The organism is Paenarthrobacter sp. NPDC091669, from assembly GCF_044756725.1.
GTDB lineage: Bacteria > Actinomycetota > Actinomycetes > Actinomycetales > Micrococcaceae > Arthrobacter > Arthrobacter bambusae_C.
The window spans coordinates 1-24,375 of the sequence record NZ_JBIVTK010000001.1; the positions used below are offsets into that span (position 1 = coordinate 1).

Genomic DNA, 24,375 nt, shown 5'->3' on the forward strand with positions numbered 1-24,375 from the left:
TTATGCCGCCGCACCCACTCGTTGTTCTGCCGACGCCGGTCATCCTCGTCCCGCGCCTCGGAAATCATGGTCCCCACATACCCGGCCACCGTCCGCAACGCCGCAGCCAGGGACTCCGCGTCCCGGGACGCCGTCACCGCGTTCGCCGCGAACACCTCCGAAAAATGCCCCCGGAAATCCTCCCCCGCCCCCGTCACCAACGGCCCACGCGACCCCGAATGCTCCTGCACCCGCGACGCTGCGGACTCAAAAGCACCCTTCACCGACTCAGCAACCCCATACACAAACCGGCCACCATGGGCACCATCGGAATCCGGCAACAACGGCATCTCAACGAACTCGGTCACAACCACAGCCCCCCACAGAACAAGAACGCGAACAAAACCCAACAACCCACAAAACCCGCACCACAACAGGGTGGACAAAACCCGCACCACAACAACACAGTGCAACGGCCGGGCAACCACACCACGCATCAACGCAGCACGATCACCCGGCCCCCACACTCACACCAAAAAAAGAATCAGGCCCCGCCACCAGCAGAGAAAATATCCTGCGAAATCTTCTGCAACTGACCCCGCAACTGCTCCAACTCTTCCTTGGCCTTATCCAACGCAGCCTTCGTCTCCGGCCACGTCGAACCACGGAACTCAGCAGCCAACGGACCATCCCACACATTCGGATCCGACAACACACGACCCTGCGCATCCAACGCCGAAATCTGATCCGTAAACCCACCAGTAATAATCGACTGCACCTGACCAATAGCAGCCTTGGCCTGCTCAGTAGACAACACACGCGACATAGAACTTTCCTCCCAATAAGAACAATCGCAACACCAGGAACAACCCCCGGCGACCAGACGGACACCAAGCTACCAGCACCCCGCCCAATTAATCCAACAAAAATACAAACCGATGCGGCTTGTGAGACTGTTCGTGACCTGCACGGATGCCCAACAGGGTGAGATTAGTCCATTCGTCGGTGCAATCCTCTATGATGCTCAAGGCACCGTGAACGGAATGAGGGGGACGATCCATGCCCAGGCATGCAACTTTTAGGCAGCACCAACCAGGGCGTCGCATCCCACCGGGCCGCGCACTGGGCATCGCCCTGATAGCACTGGGACTGATCGCGACCACGTCGTGCACCCAGCCACCTGAGCCGGAGCCGGTGTCCAACCCGGTCAAACTCCTGCAGAGTGTCCGCGTGGGCCTGTCCCCGGCCGCCGGAGTGCAGAAGATCGAGGGCACCACCATCTCGGTGTCCGCTGAGGGTGACTCCTCGGCGGAAAGCACCACCTATGACACCGCCCAGGTAGTGGGCGAACTCCCGGTTCGCGTGAGCCTCCAGTACCGCGCCGGCGAGAAATCAGGTTCCGACCTCGCCGAGTTGAAAGGCCACACCGGCCCGGTCGAGATCAATCTGACACTTGAGAACCTCACCGTCAAACCACAGACCATCCAGTACGACGCCGCCGGCCAGGCCCGCTCTGACACCGCCCTGGTGGGCGCCCCGCTGACAATCGCCGCGTCCACCAAGCTCCCCGGCATCCGGGCGGATGACGTAACACCCGGCTCGGCCGACGGCACCACGGGTACCAACGGAGTCCTGAGCAGTACGGAAGACGGCGCCACCGTAGTCCAGTGGGCCACCGTCCTGGCTCCCCCGCGTTCCGGCGCCAGCACCACGCTGCGTCTCGCCGCCGACGTGAAGGACTTCCAGGTTCCCGAATTCGACGTCGCCGTCCAGCCCGGCCTCAATACAGACCTCAGTGCCAACGGTGTGCTCGCCAGTGCCTTCTCGTCCGGAACAGGCTCGGAGATGGAGTTGCAGCGCCGCACCATTTCGCTGGTCTCGGATGTCAACACCGTCTTGGCGAAAGCAGGATCCACCATCACCGATGTCCGTCGGAACCTCCAGGCAACCTCGCAGACCCTGGGCGCGAAAACAGCCGGTGAACTCCGGGACAACTCCAAGGCCCTTGCCGCGACGATGTCGGACCTGAAGCAGCAACTGCAGGTTCTCGGCTCTGACCTGGAGTCTTCAACCACGGCCACCCAGTCCACCACCATGTCGCAGCTGAAACTGACGGTCTCCGCCGTGGATGCGATGCTGGGCGACACTTCCGCCACACCGCCGGTCACCCCCATCACAGGCGACGGCTGCACCGCTGAGGTGGCCAAGGCTGCGCCCGCAGCCACCGTGTATTCCAGCGTTCTCACCATGTCCTCACAGTTGGATGCCTATGCAAAGGTCAGCGCTGGTTGCCGTGACACCGTCGCCGGCGCTCTCAAAGCGACCATGGGACCCGAGAACCCCACCCCTGCAGAGTGCGCTGAACAGGGATCAATGACCTGCTCCCTCTACGGTTCCGCCGTCACTGTCACCGGAGCGCTTCTGGGTCTGGTCCAAGAAGGCGACAAACTCGTCTCCGGCCTTCAGCCGCAGGTCGTGGAAAATGCCATCAAAGACCAGGCGACGTCCGCCGTCGCACTTGAAAAGGTGCGCACGGACCTCGGTGCGATGCTTGACGGCTCCGGAACTTCGGAGGATTACAGCAAGGCACTCGCGGCACTGGATACAGCCATCAAGTCAGCCGAGGACTCTGCAACCGCGACCCGTAAAGCAGCCACCGCGGCACAGAACAGTGTTGACACCCTCCGGCAGAAACTCCTCGCCATCGCCGCCAATGCCAAGGCAGCAAAGGGCGAACTCGGTCAGGGAACCTGGCTGAACGGCTCCATGCTGCAGCAAAACCAGAAACTGGCCGACGAACTCTGCAAGCTGTCCGACGACGGACTCATCCCGGGCAAAGGCAAACTGTCCGCCAAGGACGTTGACAGGCTGCGCTCCTACCTGACGTCAGTGCCGTGCGAACCGACTGATGAAGACGGCAACCCCTCACCCGCGCTGAATCCGCCGCCGGGCTTCAAGGAGCCCCTGGACGTTCGGCTCGAAGCTCAGTCAGCTGCCTGGGACGAAGTGCTCGCAGCGACTGACACCACCGCCGCCGACCAGGCAATTGGCCAGGCCTTCACGGCCTTGGAGGCAACGTTCGACGCCAGCGACAGCAAATTGGAAGCGATCAAGACCGCCGTCAAGACGCTCGACGGCGCCGCAACAGGAAACGTGAACGGAACCAAAAAAGGACTCGAGTCGCTCGACACTGCCCTCGCTGACGCGATTGAATCTTCCGGCACGGTGACCAAGGCACTTGCGAAGTTGAAAGAGCAGCAGGACATGCTCGGCGACAAGATCAAAGAATCACTCCGCGACGTTTCGGCCGAAACTGCTGCCGAGGTCTACAAAACCGTGGACGAACAGGTGAGGCAGGTTGCCGACATCGGCGATGCCAGCTCCGAAGCCGTGACTACAGCGTTCAACCGGTCCATTTCCGGGCTGAAGTCCACCTCTGACGACGTTGTGAAAGACGCCGAGGGAACGGTCAACAAGCAGCGTGACGAGCTCCTGGGGCAGAGCGGTGACCTGACCTCCGCGCTGTCCAAGAGCACCCAGGCCTCCTTGGACAACATCGCAGCCAGCACGTCGGGCTCCACCCGCGACGTCGAAGGTGCCAGCGCGCTTCTCGCGTCCAGCCTCAACAAGGTGATGCTGGACCTCGGGGACAGGGCGGTGAACGGTTCAGGCCTGCTCGGCTCGATGGCCACCAGCGCGGCAAAAGCAGACACCGCGGACTTCCAATTGGCCCTTGCCTCGCAGAACGCCGAAGGCTACGCAAACATCCGTTCCCGGGACGTGGCAGGACTCCTGCTGCGCCAGGCCCAGTTCAAGGCCTCGCTCACCGCGGTGGATGAATTGCCGCCGTTCCAACTCGAAGTGCCGGCCGGCGCTACCTCTCAGACGCTCTACACACTGAAGATCGGCGGTGCAGCATGAGCCCCCGCGCACGTCTCATCGCCCTGATTGCTGCCGGAGCCGCCGTCGTGATTGCCGCAGCGGCAGTCCTGGTGATGACGCTGAACCGTCCTACGGAAGCTCCCCGGCCCGATCCTGTGGCGGCAACAGTTCCTGTTGCCCTGAAAGCTGACGGCCTGCCGGCGGACTTTTCGATCGGCGTCGTCATGACGTTCGGCCAGTCCGGCGAGCCAGGTACCGAATACAACCGCGCAGCGCAAGGCGCCGTGGTGGCCGCGCAGCGCTTCGCCCAGAGCGGCGCAAAGGTCACCCTGCCCACCCAGAACGACCAAGGCACTGAAGACGGCGCACGTGCAGCCGTCGGCGCCCTTGCTGAGCAGGGTGTGTCAGGGGTCGTTGTTGCAAGCACCGGGCCCCAGGCCCTTGCCGCAGCGAAGGCGGCCGAGGAGCGCAATCTCCCGGTCATCCTGCCCTACGCCGAAGCCTCCGAACCCACTCAAACCACGTGGACCACCGGACCCACGGCAGCTTCCATCCAGGCCGCCGTTGGGACCGCACTTGCCGGCAAGAGCCGGGTGCTGCTGGTCAGCGACGGCGGTCAGGCCCCCGCCTCGGTGACGGTGGCGGACACCCTGTCCCTCGAAGGTTTCACTGAGGTAGGCGACCTTGCCCAGGAAGCAGCCATCCGTACAGGCGACCAGCTCCGTCCTCCGGCCAAGGACGCGCCGGCAGATGCTGAAGGCATACGGATAGCCAACCCGGCTGACGCCGTTGTGGTGTCGGCGGCAACGCCGCAGCGCCTCGCCCGCCTGGTCCAAGCCCTCCAGTCACGCGATGTGTCAGTTCCGCTGGTACTTCCCGACGGCGCCATCACCCCCGCGTTCGCATCCTCGCTCGCGGAGCTGGACGGCACCGCTTCAGGACAACTGGTCAGCGTTGCCCCGGCCACCGGAGATGCAATCGCACTCCAGCAGGATGCCCAAGGGCGGGGAATGTCCGCATTCCTCTCCGGCATCAGATTGGCTGGAGGGAATCCGGAGGTCAAGAACCTGACGGACGATACCCCGTTCTCCGCCGAGGCGTGGGCCGCGGACGCCCGCAGCCACGACGCCGTGGTGGCTCTGGTCCGCGCGGCTGCACTGGCTGGGAGCAAGGAACCGTCGAAGGTCGCGGCGTCGCTGCGCACCCTGTCCTTTGGCCCCGGGGAAGGCCTCGCCGGACCCCCGCTCGACTTCACGCAAGCCCAGGCACTGACCGCTGACGCGATCCCCGTCTTCGCGTCGCCACAAGACCTCGGTCTTCGTCCGGCAGACGAAAACGCCCCGCGGCTCGTCTGGGTTCCGGCGCCTGCCAGCCCCTAACAACCTTTCTGTCCCCACGCCTGAGGGGAACAGTTCCACTACAGGAGGAGCGCCCGGTGCGTGTGCTGATCGACCTGGACGATCGTCGTTTCGAGTGCGAGGTTGCCCACGCCGCGCCCGCCATCACGTTGTCCGACTTAGTGGAAGCCGCCGGGGGACCCCGTGTTGGCCCTGAGGAACCTGTGTTCGTCAATGAGACAGAGGTTCGTGGAGCCACACCGCTGTCCGAGCTGATTCTGCTGGAAGGCAGCCGCATCTCACGTGCACCGTGGCCAATGCCGCACCGCGTGCGTGATTGGAGCCTCACATTGGCCGGCGGTCAGCGTACTGGGGGCGTGGTGGACGTTCCGCTAGGCCGCGACATGCTCATCGGCAGGTCACCCAACGCCGATCTCAGCCTCCCTACTGAAAGTGCCTCATGGGATCATTTCCGTCTTCGCCGTGAAGAGGAGGGGCTCCGCGTGGTGGATGGCGGTTCCACCAACGGCACTTTGGTCAACGGGGAACCTGTGGGCGAGGACGGGGTTCTGGTCACCCAAACGGCCACCATCACGGCAGGCGGCACGGTCCTTCTCCTCCGCCCTGCCTTGGACGAGACCCCGGCCCCCGCGCCAGGCAGCCTGCACAACCTGACGCCAGCAGCCACTGCTCCCTTTAACAGGCCACCGCGTCCAGGGCGTGCACCGGCCGGGGATCCTTTGGTCCCGCCGAGCCGCAAGGACGTTCCCCCGGCCAACAAGTTCAGTTACATCACGGTGCTGGCTCCGCTGGTCATGGCGGTTGCGATGGTGATGATTCTCCGTGACATGCGCTTCGCCATGTTCGCCATGCTCAGTCCGGTGATGGCGGTGGGCATGTGGTTCGAGCAAAAACGCCGCCATGCCCGTGGCCTGAAGGAAGAGGCCGAGCGCTTCGACGGAGCGCTCAAGGAGTTTGAGAAGCAGATCCGCACTGCCGCCGAGGTGGAAACCGCCCGCCGGCACAGGATGGTCCCCGATCCCGCCACAGTGGTCCGCCGGTCTGCGCTTCCGGCAACCTCACTGTGGCAGCGGCGTGCGGACTCGGACGACTTCCTGGCCCTGCATGCAGGCACGGGTGATGTGCCGTGGAAGCCTGAGGTGGACCGTGCTGCGGGCTCGCGCCCGGACGAAAAGGTCAAGGAAACCCTCACTGCAGCCCGTCTCCTGGCGGCACCCGTACTGGTAGACCTGACCGACGCCGGAGTAGTGGGCATTGTTGGCTCGCGGGAAGGAGCCTTGGCGTTGGCCCGTTCCCTGGTGGCCCAGGCCGCCGTGCATGTTGGTCCGGCAGATCTGACGATCGGTGTCTTCTGCGACGCCGGCCGGGCCGAGGAATGGGAATGGGCCTCGTGGCTCCCCCACACGCGCCAAACCGGCAGTAGCACGGGCGATCGCTGGATGTCCGCGCACCGTGAGACCAGCCTGGCCATGCTGCGCATGCTGAAGGACTCAGTGGAGGAATTGCCCACCCCGGCGCTCATGGTGGTCCTCGATTCCGACGTACTGACAGAGGGCAGGGATGCCCCGGCACGGGCCTTGCTCGGCATGGGGCGTTCCCTTCCGGGCGGCCACGTCAACCCCCAGCAACGCCCACCCCGCGTGGCGGGCATCGTCATAGCGACGTCCGAGGAGCAACTGCCGGCCTCCTGCACCACCATCATCAGGGTTGGCACGGATGCTGCCGCGACCGTTGACCAGCCGGAGGATCTGACCCGTGTGGAGGACGTCATCCTGGCAGGCCTCGACCACGAAGAAGCCCTGCGCTGCGCCACACGACTGGCACACTTCGATGATCCTGAGCTCAGCGTTCCCGGGGCCTCCCTGCCCGCCCTGGTGCGGATGCCGGGTCTTCTTGGCTATGAGCGCCCAGATGCAGCGACCATTCGCAGACTGTGGCAAGCCCCCACCGGGGTTTCCACACCCATAGGCACCGGTGAGAACGGGCCACTCACCCTGGACCTGGTCAAGGACGGCCCACACGGCTTGGTGGGCGGCACCACCGGATCCGGAAAGTCCGAGTTCCTGCGTTCCCTGGTGGCCGGACTCGCGGCCCGCAACGATCCCACCCGGTTGAACTTCATTCTGGTGGACTTTAAGGGCGGGGCCGCTTTCAAGGCCTGCGAGCGCCTCCCGCACACCATCGGAACCATCTCCAACCTGGACGAACAACTGGCTGACAGGGCCCTGATCGCCCTGGAAGCAGAGATGGAGCGTCGCCAGCGGGTTTTCGCAGAGGCAGGCGAGGGAATCGACAACCTCAATGCCTACTTGGCCACGAACCCCGCCGAGCCGATGCCGCGCTTGCTGCTGGTGGTCGATGAGTTCGCCATGCTGGCCAAGGATTTCCCGGATGTCCTGACGGCCCTCGTCAGCATTGGCGCCGTGGGCCGCACCTTGGGAGTGCACATGATCCTGGCAACGCAGCGCCCCGCCGGTGTGGTGAGCGATGACATTCTCGCCAATACCAACCTTCGAGTGGCGTTGCGCGTCCAGAGCCGCGATGACTCCAACAATGTGATTGGCGTGCCCGCTGCCTCGGCCATCGGCAGGGCCCAGATGGGCCGCGCCTTTGTGAAACTCGGCCAGGACGACATCACGCCCGTCCAGACCGCGCTGGTCACCGGACAGGCACAGCTCGACGGCGGTCCCGCCGTCGATGTCCGCGACATCCGGCAGTTCGGTGTCCCGGCCCCCGTACCTGCGGTAGCCCGGTCCGCTGCTGTGGACGAGAACGACCTGGACCTGCTCATCGACGCAGTGGTCGATGCCAATGCTGAAGCCGGATACGCCCCTCCGAGGCAGGTCTGGCCGGAGGCGTTGGGCGAGCGGGTGGAACTGGAGGGATTCCTGACGGAGGGGTCTCCGGAGGACGCCGCTGCAGCCAGCCATCCAACTGTCGGCAGCGTGCAGGGGTCTACCGTTCTGGTGACCTTGCTGGACGAACCTGAGCTGCAGCGCCAGTCGCCCGCCGGCTGGGACCTGTCCGTGGGCAACCTGATGCTCATGGGCGTGGCGGGCTCAGGTACGAGCACCACCTTGGCGACCATCGCGTTGACGCTTGCGAAGGACGCAGATCCGGCCGATTTGGACCTCATGGTTCTGGACATGGGTTCCGGTGATCTTGAGATGCTTAAACGCCTGCCGCACACCGTGGCCTATGTGGGAACCGGTGCCGGCGCCAAGGAGCAACAAGCGCGGTTCCTGCGGCACCTGAACACAGAGTTGGAAAGTCGCAGGGCAGCACCGGGTACGCATCGCCGCACTGTGGTCCTGCTTGACGGCCTGGCCTCCCTGCGCGATGAATTCCAGGACTTTGAAGGGCAGCAACTCCTTGGCCTGTTGTACCGGGCCTATGCCGACGGGCCGGCGCTGGGGCTCTCCTTCGCCGTGACCACGACCCGTGCCAAAGCAGTTCCTTCTGTGATGAATGAAGTTACGCTGCAGAAGTGGCTGTTCCGGCTTGCCGACACCTACGACTACTCGTCGCTCGGGGTGCGGGCAAAACACGTCCCGGCTGCGCTCCCGGGACGTTGCGTGGATCCGCGGACCTCCCTGCAGATGCATGTCGCGACTCCCGGCATCGGGTTGGAAGCCGCTGTGGACCGTGTCCGCCAAGGCTGGGGAGACGCGCCTGCCAAGACCACGGCAATCAGGAGCCTGCCCACAGACGTCACCATGGCGGATCTGGGTGTGAAGCCACAACTGGAGACCGAACCGTGGCACATCCCCGTGGGAATCCGCGAAACGGACCTCTCACCGGCCTTCCTGGAAATTTACGAGGGCGAGCACGCCCTCATTGCCGGCCCGGCCCGTTCCGGTAAATCCACCGTGCTGCTGGCTTTGGCCGAGGCTGTCCGTGGCGTAGCCACTTCCCGGGGACCGGCCCAGGTCTGGGGAATTTGCGACCGCCGCTCCCCGTTGGCCACCGCTGATCTGGACCGCGTAGCCGTAGGCACGGACGAAGTGCCTGCGTTGCTGGCCTCCCTGCGGATCGAGCGCGGCACGGTGTTCCTGCTGATCGACGACTCCGAACGCTTCGAGGACACCGATCAGTCCATTGCGGGGATTATCGCTTCAGGGCCTCCGGGGCTCTGCATCGTTGCCTCGGGACGGGCCGCTGACCTGCGTGGACTGTACAGCCACTGGACCAAGTCCATCCGCAAATCGCGCCTGGGCGTGGTGCTCCAGCCCGACGTCAATTACGACGGCGAACTGCTGGGCGCCACCCTTCCACGGAAGGCACCCGTGGCGCTGACCGCCGGTCGAGGCTACCTTGGCGTCGGCGGGCAGATGTCACTGATCCAGTCCCTGAGCCCCGGGAGCTAAACCAACCAGAGATACTTTGCAGGGGACCGCGGGATGGCCTCGGGAATCAGATCGATAGCTTTGGAGAGTACGGACATGCAATTGGCACAAACCGGTCAGGCGCTGGGCGCGTCATACCGCTTCGGCGAGCGCGTGGGCTCTGGCGCTGTTGGTGAAGTCTGGACCGTCACCTCCACCGATGGCCGCATCCTGGCGGCCAAAGTGCTGCGCCCGGAGCATGCCGATGACCCCTCCTTGGTGGAACGGTTCGTTCGCGAGCGATCCGTCCTGCTTGGTCTGCAGGACTCCGGCATCGTCACGGTAAGGGACATGGTGGTGGAGGGTGAACGGCTGGCCATCGTCATGGACTACATCGCGGGTGGCTCGCTGCGCGACGTCGTCAAAGACAGTGGCCCTTTGCCGCCCGGAGATGCCGTAAAAGTGGCCGCCGAGATTTTCGATGCCCTCGCTTTTGCCCACTCACGGGGAGTGACGCACCGGGACATCAAGCCGGACAACGTGCTGCTGGCCCGCCCGTGGGCCGAGTCAGAAAGCGGCGACGTACGGGTCTCCGACTTCGGCATTTCCGACGTCGTGGGTGAGAAGATCCGTCAAACGACCGGCCTGATCGGCACCCCGCAGTACATGCCTCCCGAACTCATCAGCCAAGGGCGGTCAGGTCCCGCCGGAGACATCTATTCCACGGGTGTCCTGCTGTACGAACTCCTTGCCGGGCGCACTCCCTTCGCAGGTCCGGGCACGGACTTCAGCGTGGCTTACCGCCATGTCTCATCCCGCCCTCCCCGTATTCCCGTGGACGATGCTTTGTGGGACGTCCTCGAACGGATGTTGTCCAAGGACCCCAACCAACGCCCAACAGCCGGTGAGGCGGCTTCGAACCTCCGGCGCTTGGCGCCTGGACTTGCCGGCAAGCCTGCTCTCTCCCGGGGGACAGCGCCTGAAGAGTTCGACGACGTCGAACGCCCGGCCACCGTTGTTCGCGGCGCCTTTACCGATGACGAACTTACCGCCTTTGCAGCGGCGCCATCTGCCGGCGTCGATGTGGTTGCCCCGGATCTGGGGCAGGCAGGCAGCGCTACCATCGCCCGTCCCATGCCGCGCCGCGAAGTCCGCCCACAGGCGGAGGAACGTTCAGAGGAAAAAGACGCGACCCCGTTCTGGCGGACACGCAAAGCGTTGCTTCTGGGCGCTGGCGCGGTCTTCCTGATCGTGGCGATGGTGGTGGGTTTCATCCTTCTATCCCCCACCAGCACTCAGGTAGCTCCCACGCCGCCTGGACAACAATTGTCGGCCCAGTTGCAGGACCCTGCCCTGCCGACCGGCCTGACCATTTCACGAAACGCCATGTACGAGCCTTCTTCCGGTCAGGTCCGTTTGACGGTGTCCTACTCGGCGCAGAAAGCGCCGTTGTCCGGTGAGTTCCTGGAGGTCATTCCCGGTCTTGCCGATGGCGAAGCCTGCCCGGCTGTGACGTGGGATGGCGGCACTGTGAGCCGTAACCAGGCTTCCATCTCCGGACTGGACGTTGAGTGTGGCTGGAAAGTCTCCGGGGTGGAGATTCCTGCCGGAGGAACTGTGCAACTGACCGCCAAGGTGCCTGTGCAGCCCGCTGACCAGAAGGCAATGGACGCCTGGATTCGCAGCGGATCGGCTGCTACCACGGCTGCCACGCAAAACTCTGCGGTCAAAGGCACCGCGTACCCGGTGCAACGACTCAAGGGCGTAGAGGTCCGCACCCCTGCACGCGTTGTCACGCCCAGCCCCCTGAAAATCACGCTGGTCCCTGTGTGGGCCGGCGGTGCCGATGAACTTAATCCCCTCTACGTCAGCCCGGCCTCAGGTAAGGCATCCCAGATGCTCGCTGCCGTCACCGGTGGTGAGCAGGGAGTAAGGTTCGCCGATGGCTGCGGCGGGGCGCTGGCAGTGGACAGTTCGGGGCTTACCGTCACAGCCCTGCAAATCACGCCGCAGTGCACGGTCCGGGCCAGCGTGGGAAACTTCACCGAGCTCAAGTCAGCCCCGTTCGGCATCACCTCGCGGGAGAACTCGGGCGAGTAGCTCCCCCTTCGCCTCCGCCGAGGGGCGGGATCTCACCCCTTTCACGCGCTCAAAGGGGCGAGAGCTAACCCTTCGGCGAAGCCAGGAGTAGATTGGCCCCGGATGCCACAAGACACCCTCGGAACCAGCACGGACCGCGGAGGCAACAATGGCCGGGACCACCAAAAGAACCAGCAAAAGCACCGATTACGAGTTCGTCACCGTGTGGCGTGTAGCGGGAACCCGCCAGGAAGTGGTGGACATCCTTGGTGATGCCGCGACTCTCAGGCACTGGTGGCCCTCCGTCTACCTGAAGGTCACCCCCGTGACGCACGGCGGTCCCGACGGCGTTGGCGCCACCTTCGACCTCCATACCAAGGGTTGGCTCCCGTACACCTTGCGATGGCGACTGACCGTCACGGAGCCCGTAAGCCTCGACGGCTTCGCCCTCACCGCCGCTGGCGACCTCAATGGAACAGGTCGCTGGACATTCGAAACCGACGGCCCGGAAGTTGTCATCACCTACGATTGGCGGGTCAACGCTGCCAAGCCCCTCCTGCGCAGGTTGAGCTGGCTCCTGAAACCCGCATTCTCGGCCAACCATCACTGGGCCATGGCGCGCGGCGAGGAGAGCCTCAAACTGGAGCTCCGCCGTCGTCGTTCCACTTCCACAGCAAAAGTGCCTCATCCCCCACAACCAACCTTCGTCCGGCGCGCGAGGGGTTAGCTCTCACCTCTTTCGGCGCTGCCAAAGTGCCGAGAGCCAACCCCTCGGCGCACCTATCCACATAGCCACCCATCCGGGGCCAGACCGGCGCCGAACTCCCGATAGAATCAAGACGCCGACAATCAATCAGCCAGAGAGACAAGGGAGGACCACGTGCGCACATCGCGGACCCGGGCTCCCTTCCATGCGCTGCGGTCGGGCACGGTCTCTCTTGTGGTGGTTCTCCTCGCAGCAGGTGCCCACATTGCGGGCGGCGGGACGCTTCCCACGGCCCCGGTTCTGTTGGCGCTCGTGGTGCTGACGGCTCTGGTGGCCACACTGGCTACCCGTTTCAAGCTGAACCTCGTCTTCATGGCGGGACTCTTGGGCGCGGGACAATTGGCGCTGCACGAGGCCTTCACCGCCTTGGGGCCCATCACGGCCACGGGTCCGGCAGCAAACCACCACCTCGGCGGCGATTCCTTGAGCCCCGGCATCGATATTGCAGCAGCGCACACCCATGAGCTCGGATCGGCTTTCGGCACCCTGATGCTGGTGGGCCACGTCTTCGCTACCTTTGCGTCTGCGATCGTCCTCACCAAGGGTGAAGATGCGCTCTGGCAGTTGGCGGCCTGGCTACGGCCGCTGCTCGCGCTGCCCACCTTGGTGTTCAGGCCCGACGCCGGTGCCTCGCCTGCCGCAGTTGGCGCGTCCGGTGTCTTTATCCCCCGCCCCTGGCGGAACCTCAGGCAAGACAGTCGACGCGGCCCGCCCGCCGTCGTCGTACTTTCCTAGTTCCGCCCGGCACCAAGGCGACGCAACAGCGCGCCGCAAACGCACAGCCTTTGCATGGTGACGGGCACTGACCCGTACCCCCGCGCCGCCTCAGCCGGCGCCCCCGAAAGGCAATCCCATGAACAAGTCCGCCATCCGTCGCACCCTTTCCGCTACCGCCGTCGCCGGTGGAACCGCCGCCCTGATGATGGCAGGTCTGGCCGGAGCCTCTGCCCACGTATCCGCCGATCCGAACAAGACCGCTGCCAACTCGTACGCTTTGGTCACCTTCGGCATCCCCCACGGTTGCGACACGTTCGGCACCACAAAAGTTGCCATTTCGCTCCCCGAAGAGCTGAATGACGCACAGCCGACCGTCAACCCGAACTGGACCGTGGAGAAGGTCACGGAGACCCTCGCCGAGCCCAAGAAGCTGGATGACGGCACCACCATCACCAAGCGCACCAGCCAAATCGTCTACACGGCCAAGGCTCCGCTGGACCCGCACTTGCGTGACGCGTTGGTCCTGTCGGTCAAGCTGCCGGACGCCGCCGGTAAGACCCTCTACTTCCCCACGCTGCAGACCTGCGAGCAGGGTCAGACCGATTGGTCCGAGATCGCCAAGGAGGGCCAGGACCCCCACGATCTCAAGGCTCCGGCGCCGTCGGTCACCATCACCCCTGCTGCTGCGGAAGGTGACCACCACGCTGCAAACGCCGTCTCCACCGAGCAGGCTTCCGCAGTGACCTCCGATGACGGTTCGCTGGCACGCAGCTGGGCCGGCCTGATCGCCGGCATCGCTGGTTTGGGCCTGGGCGGTGCTGCCTTCTTCCGCAGCCGCGCTGCCAAGCCTGCGGTGGTCAAGGCTGATTCCTCCAAGTAGTTGACCCAGGGTTGGCGCTCGGAAGATCACGATCCGGGCGCCAATCCAGGCACTTCGCCGTGGCTCAATTGACTCACCTCACAGCCAGGGCAAAGCTGGTGCCCATGTGGACTCAGCGCATTAGAACCGGACTTGTGACGACGACGGCAGCCGCATCACTGCTGCTCCTGGCAGCCTGCGGGCCAAGCCCCAGCCCGGCGGGAACCAGCAGTGCCCCGCCCACTTCTTCAACTCCGTCGGCGTCGTCGACCCCCAGCTCACCGTCGGCAACGGCCACAACGACGCCGTCGCCGTCTGCGACGTCAGCTGCTCCGGAAGCCACCCTGTGTAAAGCAGCGTCCCTTACTGCGTCTACCGACTCAACCGGCGGCGGAGCGGCAGGCAGCATCTACGAGAAGCTGATCTTGACGAACTCCGGCACCGCGCCCTGCATCCTGGAAGGCTTCGCCGGTGTCTCGCTGACCGCCGATGCCAATGGTGAACCGATCGGCGAACCGGCAACCCGCGAAACCACCACCCCGGTCACCAAGATTGAACTGGCCGCAGGCAAGTCGGCGTGGGCCGAAATCCGCTACACGCAGGCCGGTAACTACGGCGATTGCACCAAGGTCCCCGCTGCCGGTTTCCGTATTTACCCGCCGAACGACACCGCATCGCTGTTCGTCGCTGAGCCGCACGATGCGTGCAGCAACGCCGGTATCAAACTCCTGACCATCACCGCATTCCAGGCAGTCTGACACTGTCCCCCACGGCTCCGTCTTATTCTGTCGGGGCCGTGGGGCATGATGGATGAATGCAGGAGCCGCAGGCGTCGGATGGCGCCATCAGCCGTTTCAGCCAGGCAACCAGAGAATGGTTCCTCGGCGCTTTTTCCGAGCCCACCCCAGCGCAGGACGGGGCGTGGAACGCGATCTCGTCAGGTTCCCATGCCCTGGTAGTCGCTCCCACCGGTTCCGGTAAGACCCTCGCAGCGTTCCTGTGGGCGCTGGATCGGCTGCATTCCACCCCGTCGGATACCCTCCCCGGGATGGAGAGCGTTCCGGCCAACGGCAAGGGCCGGGCCAAACGCCCCAAGACCAAAACCCGCGTCCTCTACATCTCACCGCTGAAGGCTCTAGGCGTGGATGTTGAGCGGAACCTCCGGGCACCGCTGATCGGCATCACCCAGACCGCCAAGCGTTTGGGACTGCCTGCACCGCTTGTCACGGTCGGGGTCCGTTCGGGAGACACGACGGCGGCAGATCGCCGTACGCTGTTGACCAACCCACCGGACATCCTGATCACCACACCCGAGTCCTTGTTCCTCATGCTGACCTCCCGTGCCCGGGAGACACTCAGCGAAGTGGACACCATCATCATCGACGAAGTGCACGCGGTTGCGGGCACCAAGCGCGGGGCTCACCTAGCTGTCTCACTGGAACGTCTGGATGCCTTGCTGCCCAAGCCCGCGCAGCGCATCGGTCTCTCGGCTACCGTCCAGCCGCGCGAGTTGGTCGCGCAGTTCCTGGCAGGCCAGGCCCCAGTGGAGATCGTGGCTCCGCCGTCCAAGAAGAACTGGAACCTCACGGTCACGGTGCCTGTGGAGGACATGTCAGACCTGCAGGGCGCCGCCGGTGCCTTCGATTCCGGCCCGGCTTCCGGCCTGCAGCCCCAAGCGTCGATCTGGCCACATGTGGAGGAGCAGATTGTTGACCTGGTCCTGTCCAAGCAATCCACCATTGTGTTCGCTAATTCCCGGCGCCTTTCAGAGCGCCTGACGGCCCGGCTCAACGAAATCTACGCTGAACGGCAATTGATGGCTGTAGGCGGCAGCGAGTGGGCAGCACCGGAGGCAGGCCCCGGCGCGTCGGGGTCCATAGCTCCTGTGTCCACAGCTCCGGCATCCACAGTTCCAGCCTCCACCGCCACGCCGGCCCACATGATGGCGCAGGCCGGCAGCACGACTGGCGCCGACCCCGTATTGGCCCGCGCCCACCACGGCTCGGTGTCCAAGGACCAGCGCGCCATGATCGAGGACGACCTCAAGTCCGGCAGGCTCCGGTGCGTTGTAGCAACCTCCTCACTGGAACTGGGCATCGATATGGGTGCTGTGGACTTGGTTATCCAGGTGGAGTCTCCGCCGTCGGTAGCCAGTGGCCTCCAACGGGTAGGACGCGCCGGACACCAAGTGGGTGAGATTTCCGAAGGAGTGCTGTTCCCCAAGCACAGGGCTGATCTCCTGCACACGAGCGTCACGGTGGAACGCATGCTCAGTGGGCAGATTGAGCGGTTGAGCATCCCCACGAATCCCTTGGACATCCTGGCCCAGCAGACGGTGGCGGCAACTGCGCTGGGGAGCATCGACGTCGAAGACTGGTTCAGCACCGTCCGGCGGTCCGCACCGTTCGCCAGCCTGCCGCGATCCGCGTTCGAGGCCACCCTGGACCTCTTGGCAGGCCGGTACCCCTCAGACGAGTTCGCCGAGCTGCGGCCGCGCATCATCTGGGACAGGCATGCAGGAACCATCGAAGGCAGGCCCGGGGCCCAGCGCCTGGCAGTAACCTCCGGTGGCACCATCCCGGACCGTGGACTGTTCGGCGTCTACATCATCGGCACAGAGGTTGAGGGCTCAGCTTCCCCGGGCAGCGCTGATGGGAGTGAACCGACCGCGTCAGCCCGCGCGGCCAAGGGCGGCCGCCGTGTTGGTGAACTCGATGAGGAAATGGTGTACGAATCCCGGGTCGGTGATGTGTTTGCGCTGGGCGCCACCAGTTGGAAGATCGAGGACATCACCCACGACCGCGTATTGGTTTCCCCTGCCTTCGGCCAACCGGGCAAGCTCCCCTTCTGGAAAGGTGATTCGCTCGGCAGGCCCGTAGACCTGGGCCGGGCCTTGGGCGCTTTCATCCGGGAACTCTCCGCAGCGGACGAGGCTCCCGCCATGGAACGCTGCCAAGCCAGTGGCCTGGATGCCTTCGCGGCAAGCAACCTGCTCCAGTACCTCAGGGAACAGAAGGAAGCCACGGAGATTGTTCCCAGCGACAGAACGCTGGTGGTTGAGCGCTTCCACGACGAGCTGGGCGATTGGCGGGTGGTGCTCCACAGCCCCTTCGGGATGCCCGTCCATGCTCCGTGGGCGCTGGCCGTCGGCCAACGGCTCCAACAGCGCTACGGTCTGGACGGGTCCGCGATGGCGGCCGACGACGGCATCGTCCTGCGCGTGCCCATGATGGAAGATGAGCCGCCCGGTGCTGAACTGTTCCTCTTCGATCCGGAGGAACTGGAGCAGATCGTCACCGCAGAAGTGGGTGGCAGCGCACTGTTCGCCTCACGGTTCCGCGAGTGTGCGGCCAGGGCGCTCCTGTTGCCACGCCAAAACCCGGCCAAACGCCAGCCCCTGTGGCAGCAACGTCAACGCTCAGCCCAATTGCTGGACGTCGCCCGGAAGTATCCGTCCTTCCCCATCGTGCTCGAAACAGTGCGTGAATGCTTGCAGGATGTTTACGATCTCCCCGCGTTGAAAGACATTGCGGCTTCCGTGGAGCGCCGTGAACTCAGGATCGTGGAGACCACAACCCAGCAGCCCTCCCCTTTCGCAAAGTCGCTGTTGTTCGGCTACGTGGCCCAATTCCTGTACGAGGGCGACTCTCCTTTGGCGGAACGCCGCGCTGCTGCCCTGGCGTTGGACTCCACTCTCCTCAACGAACTCCTGGGGCGTGTGGAACTGCGCGAGCTCCTGGATGCGGCAGTCATCGACTCCACGGAAAGGGAGCTCCAACGCCTGGCCCCCGACCGCCGAGTGCGCGGGATGGAGGGCGTCGCTGACCTGCTGCGGTTGTTGGGTCCGCTCAGCATTGAAGAAGTGGCGGAACGGCTTCAAGGAGTGGAGCCAGTTGGAACAGTGCAGCAGGATGGAAAGCTGGAACAGCTTGTCAGCGCAGATCATCCGGACGCCACAGAACATCTGGACGAAGCTCCGCCACCCGCGCCACCAGGCACCGTCACCGACGCCGGATCCCACCTCGCTGCCCTGCAGAAAGCCAACCGTGCTCTCAAGGTGACAATCGGCGGCGTCGAGCGCTTCGCTGCGGTGGAGGATGCCGCGAGGCTCCGCGACGCAATTGGCGTTCCCTTGCCTATGGGTGTTCCGTTGGCGTTCATTGAACCGGTCAATGATCCGTTGGGTGACCTCGTCTCCCGGTATGCCCGCACCCACGGACCGTTCACGGCGTCGGAAGCAGCCTCAAGGTTGGGGCTCGGTGTCGCGGTGGTCAACACGGCCCTGAAACGCCTGGCCGGGGACGGCCGGGTGGTGGAGGGGGAGTTCCGTCCACACGCTGTGGCCGAACCCCAGCCCCCGGCGGAAGGCGCAGATCGCGAGCTCATGTCGCTGGACGCACCGCCGTCCAGCGAGTGGTGCGATGCGGACGTCCTCCGCAAGCTGCGTCGCCGTTCCCTGGCCGCCCTCCGCGCCGAAGTGGAGCCCGTGGACACCGCCGCCTACGGGCGGTTCCTGCCGGCTTGGCAAAACGTCACTGCACCGGGCAAGTCGCGGAGCCAGGCGTTGCGCGGACTGGACGGCATCATCACGGCCGTTGACCAGCTCTCCGGCGTACCAATCCCCGCCTCAGCATGGGAGCCTTTGGTGCTGGCGAGCCGTGTGGCGGACTACAAACCCGCCATGCTGGACGAACTGATGGCCGCCGGGGAACTCCTCTGGTCCGGGGCGGGGTCGCTCCCCGGAAACGATGGCTGGATCAGCCTCCACGTGGCCGATTCTGCCGAGCTCACGCTCAACCCCTCCCCCGAGTTCGAACCCGGCGATGCCCAGCAGCGGCTCCTGGAGCATTTCAGTGCAGGTGGAGGCTATTTCTTCCGGCAACTCACAGACGTGGCCGGCGGGATGGACTCAGTGTTGAGTGATGACGCCGTGGTCTCTGCGCTGTGGGACCTGGTCTGGGCCGGCCGGGTGACAGGAGATACTTTCGCTCCGGTGCGCGCCATGATCGCCGGTGGTAAAACCGCGCACCGGCAGGTGGCCAAGGCACCCAGGGCGCGGGCTCCGCGCCTCAGCAGGCTCGGCCGCTCCCATGGGTCAGGTCTGCTGGGCTCGCCCGGGCTTACCGGTGGACGTTACGGATCGGTTTCAGGCGGAGTTGCTGCTGCACCACCGTCTGCTGTGGGCCGCTGGTCCGCCCTGCCTGCCCCGGAATTGGATCCCACCATCCATGCCCGCGGCACGGCCGAACTGCTGCTGGACAGGTACGGCGTGGTGACCCGCGGTTCAGTCATGGCGGAGAACATCATTGGCGGCTTCGGGCTTATGTACAAGGTGCTGGCCCGGTTGGAAGAGGCAGGCCGGTGCCGTCGCGGCTACTTCATCGAGCATTTGGGGGCTGCCCAGTTCGCGGTCCCGGCAACGGTGGACCGGCTGAGGTCCTTCACAGAGGATGCCCGCATTTCCAAGGCAGAACCGTTGGCTCTGGCCTTGGCCGCAACGGATCCGGCCAACCCGTACGGTGCCGCCCTTCCGTGGCCTGCTTTGTCAGTCGACGCCGGGTCCGGGCACCGTCCCGGACGGAAGGCCGGAGCGCTGGTAGTGATGGTCGACGGCGCGTTGGTCCTTTACGTGGAACGCGGCGGCAAGACGTTGCTCACCTTCAACCAAGACGAGGCCCTCCTGACACTTGCGGCCCAGGCGTTGGTGGATGTGGTGCGCCGCGGGGCCGTGGACAAGCTCTTCATGGAGAAGGTCAACGGCCACGACCTCCTCGAAACCCCCATCGCCGTTGCCCTTGCCGCTGCCGGCGCCTACTCCACCCCGAAGGGACTCCGGATCCGTGCCTGAGGGTGATTCCATTTGGCGCGCTGCGTCGCGGCTGAACGAGACCTTGGCCGGGCAAACCATCACGGCCTCCGACTTCCGCGTGCCACGCTTCGCCACCCTTAACCTCGCAGGGTGGACCATGACCGAGGTGGTCCCCCGGGGCAAACACCTCCTCATGCGCCTCGCCGGCCCAGTGGACAAGGAACCCGGCGCCAGCAAAAGGCCGCGTGCCCTGACCATCCACTCCCACCTGAAAATGGAGGGGAACTGGATGATCTATCCGCCGGGTGGTCGATGGACCAAGCCCGGCCATACGGCACGGTGTGTGCTCCGCACAGCCACGGCTGACGCGGTGGGGTTCTCCCTGGGCATCCTTGAAGTGGTGCCCACCGCCGAGGAAGACAAGATAGTTGGACACTTGGGGCCGGACCTCCTTGGACCTGATTGGGACGAGGACGAGGCCTTGCGCAGGCTCCGGGCCGAGCCGGACGTCACCGTGGGGTTTGCGCTGTTGGACCAGCGGAAACTTGCCGGCATTGGCAACATCTATCGTTGCGAAGCCTGCTACCTCTCCGGGATCCACCCCGCCCTCCCGGTGGGAGAGGTTCCGGATCTGGCAAAGACGATCAACGATGCCAAACGCCTCCTCGGCGAAAACCTTGGCCCAGGCCGGCGGACCACTCTGGGCCCACGCGCCTTGAGGCCCGGGTATTGGGTTTACGGCAGGGAACGCCAACCGTGCAGGCGCTGTGGCGCCACGGTTCGGCGTGGCCTTTTGGCCGGCCCGGACGGTACCGAAGAACGCGACATCTACTTCTGCCCGCGATGCCAGCCGGCACCGTAATGCGGAAACGGCAAACACTCCACCGGAAAACCAGCCCCGCCGTAGCCCGCCGGCCGGGTCCGTGACAACCAACCCGGCCGGGCGAACCACCAACCGCCGCGACGACGACGCACACCCACGGCTCCGGCCGACTACTCCAGGAAGCTCCCCAGCCGCCCCAGCAATACTCGACCAAGCCCCGCAAAGGCGCGCGCCGCCGTCGGACGCTTTCCTACGCCATCCGCCACCACTTCTGGTTGGCAGAACCAGCGCAATCCCATAATTGCAACCGCGCACCGTTGGTAGAACCCCAATCGGCCACGTCTACACATTTGTTGGCCTGTGGATTAACCAGGTCCCCGGCGTCGTTCAGGACGAACTTCTGCGCCGCGTTGCCGTTGCACCCGGTGAGTTGGATGCGTGCGCCGTTGGATGTGGATCCCCAGGCGACATCCATGCATTTGCCCAACGAGCGCAGCGTTCCGTCGGCCGCGAAAGTCCACTGCTCCGAGGCTGCTGTGTCGCAGTCCCAGAGCTGCAGCTGAGCACCGTCTACGGCTTGCCTCCCGGCGACATCGATGCACTTGCCCGCATAGCCCTGGATCCGGGTCCCCGCGGTGCTTGCCGGCGGTGACGGAGGGGCAGCGAGTTCATACACGCGGACGTAATCAACCAGCAGGGACTGGGGGAACGCTGTGCTTGAATCGGGTGATCCTGGCCAGTTGCCCCCCACGGCAAGGTTCAGCAGAAGGAAGAAGTTGTGATCGAAGACCCAAGGGCCCGGAGTTGTTGCTTTGGTTTTCCGTGAGTAGGGAGTGCCGTCGATGTACCACGTGATGGATTCGGGCCCCCAGTCCACGGTGAACGTGTGGAATTCGTCGCCCACGTGTTTGCCGTTCGGCAGGGTGTAGCCGGCGTTGACCGCGTTGGCCCCGGAGTATCCGGGACCGTGGATGCTTCCCCACACGGTTCCGGGTTCCTTGCCGACGTTTTCCATGACGTCGAGCTCGCCGCTCTCAGGCCAGCCGTCGCTGAAGACGTTCTCTCCAAGCATCCAGAACGCGGGCCACATGCCCTGCCCCTTGGGTAGTTTCATCCGCGCTTCGAACCGGCCTTGGTTCCGGCTGAACTTTCCGGCGGTCAGCAGGCGCGCGGACGTGTACTGGCACGTCCCGTAGTGGCACTGGAGACCTGGAGGGTTTTCCTTTCGGGCCGAGATGACCATATTTCCCTGACCGTCCGTGGCGGCGTTACGGACATCGCCGGTGTAGTACTGAAGTTCGCCGTTGCCCCAACCGGATCCTCCGGTGTCGTAGGACCATTTTCCGGGGTCCGGCGTGGTGCCGGCGGGGCCGTTGAATTCGTCACTCCACACCAGCGCACCCGGGGCCGGCATGCCCGCGGCGGCCGTTGCGGACGGCTCCGGAGCTATGACAGCAGCTGCGAGGGTCAGGCCGGCGACGAGCATCGTCAGGGGCATGAGTCTTCGCGTCATGGTTGCCACTGTGACGGCGCGGCAACCCGCGCGCAAGCCTTTTAAGGACGACACACAAAATGTCACGGCAAGGAAATAATCACCGCGACTTTACTTTTCTTTTTCGTAACAGCGATGAAATAGAAGAAGGGGAAAGTGGAATCAGGAACCATTTGGCTTGACTCGAACGTCACCCCGGATGGCATAGGGAAATTCCGTTCGCAGCCGAATTCCTTCCTCTGAGCATCGACGATGCATGCTCCAGGCGCGTCGGCCGTGTCCTCCCAGCCTTCAATCCGAGGGTGCTCGGGCATGCTGCCGCGCCTTGGCCTTTTCCCCAGCAGTTACCGGAGGCTAAAGATGGGCATTTACAGACAAATACTGGTAAGGATTCTTGCAGTTCTGGTGGTTTCCTTTGGATTGATCTACATCAGTTGGCGATGGTCCGGCACGGTCGCATGGGATGCGTGGTGGATTTCGCTGCCGCTCGTGGCCGCGGAGACTTACAGCCTGGGCGAATCCGCGCTGTACGCAGTCACCATGTGGAACGCACGACGACGGCCGCCTCCCCCGACTGCCCTTCCGGGCAGGACGGTGGACGTTTTCATCGCCACCTACAACGAGCCAATGGACCTGGTCCTCAAAACGGCCATCGCCGCCAGGGATATGGAGTACCCCCCCCCAAACCTGGATTCTGGACGACGGCAACCGCACCGAATTCGCGACGGCAGCGGGGCAGATCGGCGTCGGGTACATCACCCGCGGACCCGAGTGGGATGGGAGGCAACGCTTCGCAAAAGCAGGCAACGTCAACAACGCCCTGTCCATGACCACCGGTGAGTTCGTGGCGATCCTGGACGCCGACCAGGTCCCGGAACCCCGCTTCCTGGACCGCGTCCTGGGCTATTTCGATGCTGAAGAGGTGGCCTTTGTCCAGACACCGCAGCACTTTTGGAACGTCACAGACCGGGATCCCCTGGGCAGCCAGGCGGAACTGTTCTACGGCCCCATCCAGCAAGGCAAGGATGGCTGGGACGCGGCGTTCTTCTGCGGCTCGAATGCTGTCCTGCGCCGGGAAGCCCTCATGGCCTTGGGCTTGACCCGCTACACCCGCACAGCCACGGAACAGACGTGGAGTTCCCTGCGTAAGGGCCGCTCAAGGCTGCAGGATCTCCTGGGTGAACTTGGCAGGCGCCATCCCGCGGCAATGCCGGTGGTCGAACAGGCGTTGGAAGCGATGGCGCGTGCGGAGCGCCAGCTCCGCACGGGCGATGTCTTGGCGGAGATCACCTTCGAGCTCCGCGTCGCTTTCCATACGGCCGCATTGTCAGTACCCGACGCCATGGATGACGTGGTGCCCGAACTCGACGCCGTCCTGGAGTCGGTGGATGTGGCGCACACAGATCAAGCACTGGCCATCCACCCCATGGACACCACCACCATCACCGAGGATATGGCCACCGCCATGCACCTTCACGCGATGGGGTGGGGCAGCGTTTACCACCACGAGGTCCTGGTCCACGGCCTGGCGCCTGAGGACGTGTCCACCATGCTTTCCCAGCGTCACCGCTGGGCAGCCGGAACCATGCAGGTGTTTTTCAATGACAACCCGCTGTTACTTCGTGGCCTCACGGTGGCCCAGCGCCTGATGTATCTGGGTACCATGACCAGCTACCTCAACGGATTTGCCGCCCTGAGCTACATCGCAGCGCCGGTGGTTTTCCTCTTGGCCGGCACCTATCCGTTGACGGCCAGCCCTGTGGTCTTCTTCTGCCTGTTCCTTCCCTTCTTCATTTCGTGCCAAGTGCTGTTCCAGGTAGCGGGCAATGGCGCGAAGGGCCTGTGGCGTGGCCAGCAATGGTCTTTCGCGCTCTTTCCCACCTGGATCGCCGCCACCTGCTCAGGAGCGGCGGCCGTTTTCCTCGGCAAGCACCTTACTTTCTCCGTCACGGCCAAGAGCAAACAGGCCACGGGACGTGGTTTCCAGCACGTCAGGCTGCAGGTGGCGGCCATGGCGTTACTGGTCATTTCCGCGGTCATTGGCCTTGCCCGCGTAACCACCGGGGAAGCTCCGCTGTATCCCACGCTCATCACGTTGGCCTGGGTTGCTTTGGACCTGGCGCTTTTGAGTGTGGTGATCGGGGCCGCACGGTACCGCGGTCCCGGCGAGGAGCTGGTGGGCCCGGTTCCCGACCCGGATGAGCTCACCCGCGTCCTCGAATCCGCTCAGGGTTCACGCCCAACACCTCACTGACAACCAACCTGAATAAAGCCGTTCCAACCCCC

14 protein-coding genes and 1 pseudogene are annotated in these 24,375 nt (G+C 64.6%); 11 read left to right on the forward strand and 4 right to left on the reverse strand.

Features of this window, described 5'->3' with window-relative positions:
- The coding region (locus tag ACIQLI_RS00005) for a hypothetical protein (protein WP_400383693.1) at nt 1-347 on the reverse strand (347 nt) is incomplete at its 3' end.
- A 176-nt stretch (nt 348-523) separates the two neighbouring features.
- On the reverse strand, nt 524-805 hold the full coding sequence (locus tag ACIQLI_RS00010; protein ID WP_026547649.1) for a hypothetical protein: 282 nt from the start codon (nt 803-805) through the stop codon (nt 524-526).
- A 233-nt stretch (nt 806-1,038) separates the two neighbouring features.
- Between ACIQLI_RS00010 and ACIQLI_RS00015 the strand changes: the two genes are divergently transcribed.
- The 10 genes from ACIQLI_RS00015 (at nt 1,039) to ACIQLI_RS00060 (ending at nt 20,636) form a co-directional block, all read left to right on the forward strand.
- Nucleotides 1,039-3,900 carry a hypothetical protein gene (locus ACIQLI_RS00015; protein WP_400383696.1) on the forward strand — a complete coding sequence of 954 codons (2,862 nt, stop codon included), beginning with the start codon at nt 1,039-1,041 and terminating at the stop codon, nt 3,898-3,900.
- Complete coding sequence (locus ACIQLI_RS00020) at nt 3,897-5,240, forward strand: hypothetical protein (protein WP_400383698.1); 1,344 nt, start codon at nt 3,897-3,899, stop codon at nt 5,238-5,240. Before ACIQLI_RS00015 ends, ACIQLI_RS00020 begins: the two co-directional genes overlap by 4 nt.
- Before the next feature lie 56 nt (nt 5,241-5,296).
- Entirely contained in the window at nt 5,297-9,586 is a 4,290-nt protein-coding gene (locus tag ACIQLI_RS00025) for an FtsK/SpoIIIE domain-containing protein (RefSeq protein WP_400383701.1), read from the forward strand.
- Nucleotides 9,587-9,661: 75 nt separating this feature from the next.
- Nucleotides 9,662-11,644 (forward strand): serine/threonine-protein kinase, encoded by a 1,983-nt coding sequence (locus ACIQLI_RS00030; RefSeq protein ID WP_400383704.1) that lies wholly within the window; start codon nt 9,662-9,664, stop codon nt 11,642-11,644.
- Nucleotides 11,645-11,792: 148 nt separating this feature from the next.
- On the forward strand, nt 11,793-12,350 hold the full coding sequence (locus ACIQLI_RS00035; RefSeq protein WP_400383707.1) for an SRPBCC family protein: 558 nt from the start codon (nt 11,793-11,795) through the stop codon (nt 12,348-12,350).
- Between the two features lie 153 nt (nt 12,351-12,503).
- Nucleotides 12,504-13,124 carry a hypothetical protein gene (locus ACIQLI_RS00040; RefSeq protein WP_400383710.1) on the forward strand — a complete coding sequence of 207 codons (621 nt, stop codon included), beginning with the start codon at nt 12,504-12,506 and terminating at the stop codon, nt 13,122-13,124.
- A 118-nt stretch (nt 13,125-13,242) separates the two neighbouring features.
- Nucleotides 13,243-13,986 carry a YcnI family protein gene (locus tag ACIQLI_RS00045; protein WP_400383713.1) on the forward strand — a complete coding sequence of 248 codons (744 nt, stop codon included), beginning with the start codon at nt 13,243-13,245 and terminating at the stop codon, nt 13,984-13,986.
- Between the two features lie 104 nt (nt 13,987-14,090).
- Nucleotides 14,091-14,723: a DUF4232 domain-containing protein gene (locus tag ACIQLI_RS00050; protein WP_400384760.1), complete on the forward strand. Its 633-nt coding sequence runs from the start codon at nt 14,091-14,093 to the stop codon at nt 14,721-14,723.
- A gap of 56 nt (nt 14,724-14,779) precedes the next feature.
- On the forward strand, nt 14,780-19,813 hold the full coding sequence (locus ACIQLI_RS00055) for a DEAD/DEAH box helicase (RefSeq protein ID WP_400383715.1): 5,034 nt from the start codon (nt 14,780-14,782) through the stop codon (nt 19,811-19,813).
- Nucleotides 19,806-20,636, forward strand: a complete 831-nt coding sequence (locus ACIQLI_RS00060) for a DNA-formamidopyrimidine glycosylase family protein (protein ID WP_400383718.1) — start codon at nt 19,806-19,808, stop codon at nt 20,634-20,636. Before ACIQLI_RS00055 ends, ACIQLI_RS00060 begins: the two co-directional genes overlap by 8 nt.
- 211 nt (nt 20,637-20,847) lie before the next feature.
- Here the strand turns inward: ACIQLI_RS00060 and ACIQLI_RS00065 are convergent, their stop codons facing one another.
- Both ACIQLI_RS00065 and ACIQLI_RS00070 read right to left on the reverse strand, forming a co-directional pair.
- Complete coding sequence (locus tag ACIQLI_RS00065) at nt 20,848-22,110, reverse strand: ricin-type beta-trefoil lectin domain protein (protein ID WP_400383721.1); 1,263 nt, start codon at nt 22,108-22,110, stop codon at nt 20,848-20,850.
- A 62-nt stretch (nt 22,111-22,172) separates the two neighbouring features.
- Nucleotides 22,173-22,403: a hypothetical protein gene (locus tag ACIQLI_RS00070; protein WP_354229203.1), complete on the reverse strand. Its 231-nt coding sequence runs from the start codon at nt 22,401-22,403 to the stop codon at nt 22,173-22,175.
- Here ACIQLI_RS00070 and ACIQLI_RS00075 point away from each other — a divergent pair.
- Nucleotides 22,402-24,343: pseudogene (locus ACIQLI_RS00075) on the forward strand (glycosyltransferase family 2 protein). The gene ACIQLI_RS00070 and the pseudogene ACIQLI_RS00075 overlap by 2 nt on opposite strands.
- Nucleotides 24,344-24,375 lie beyond the last annotated feature (32 nt).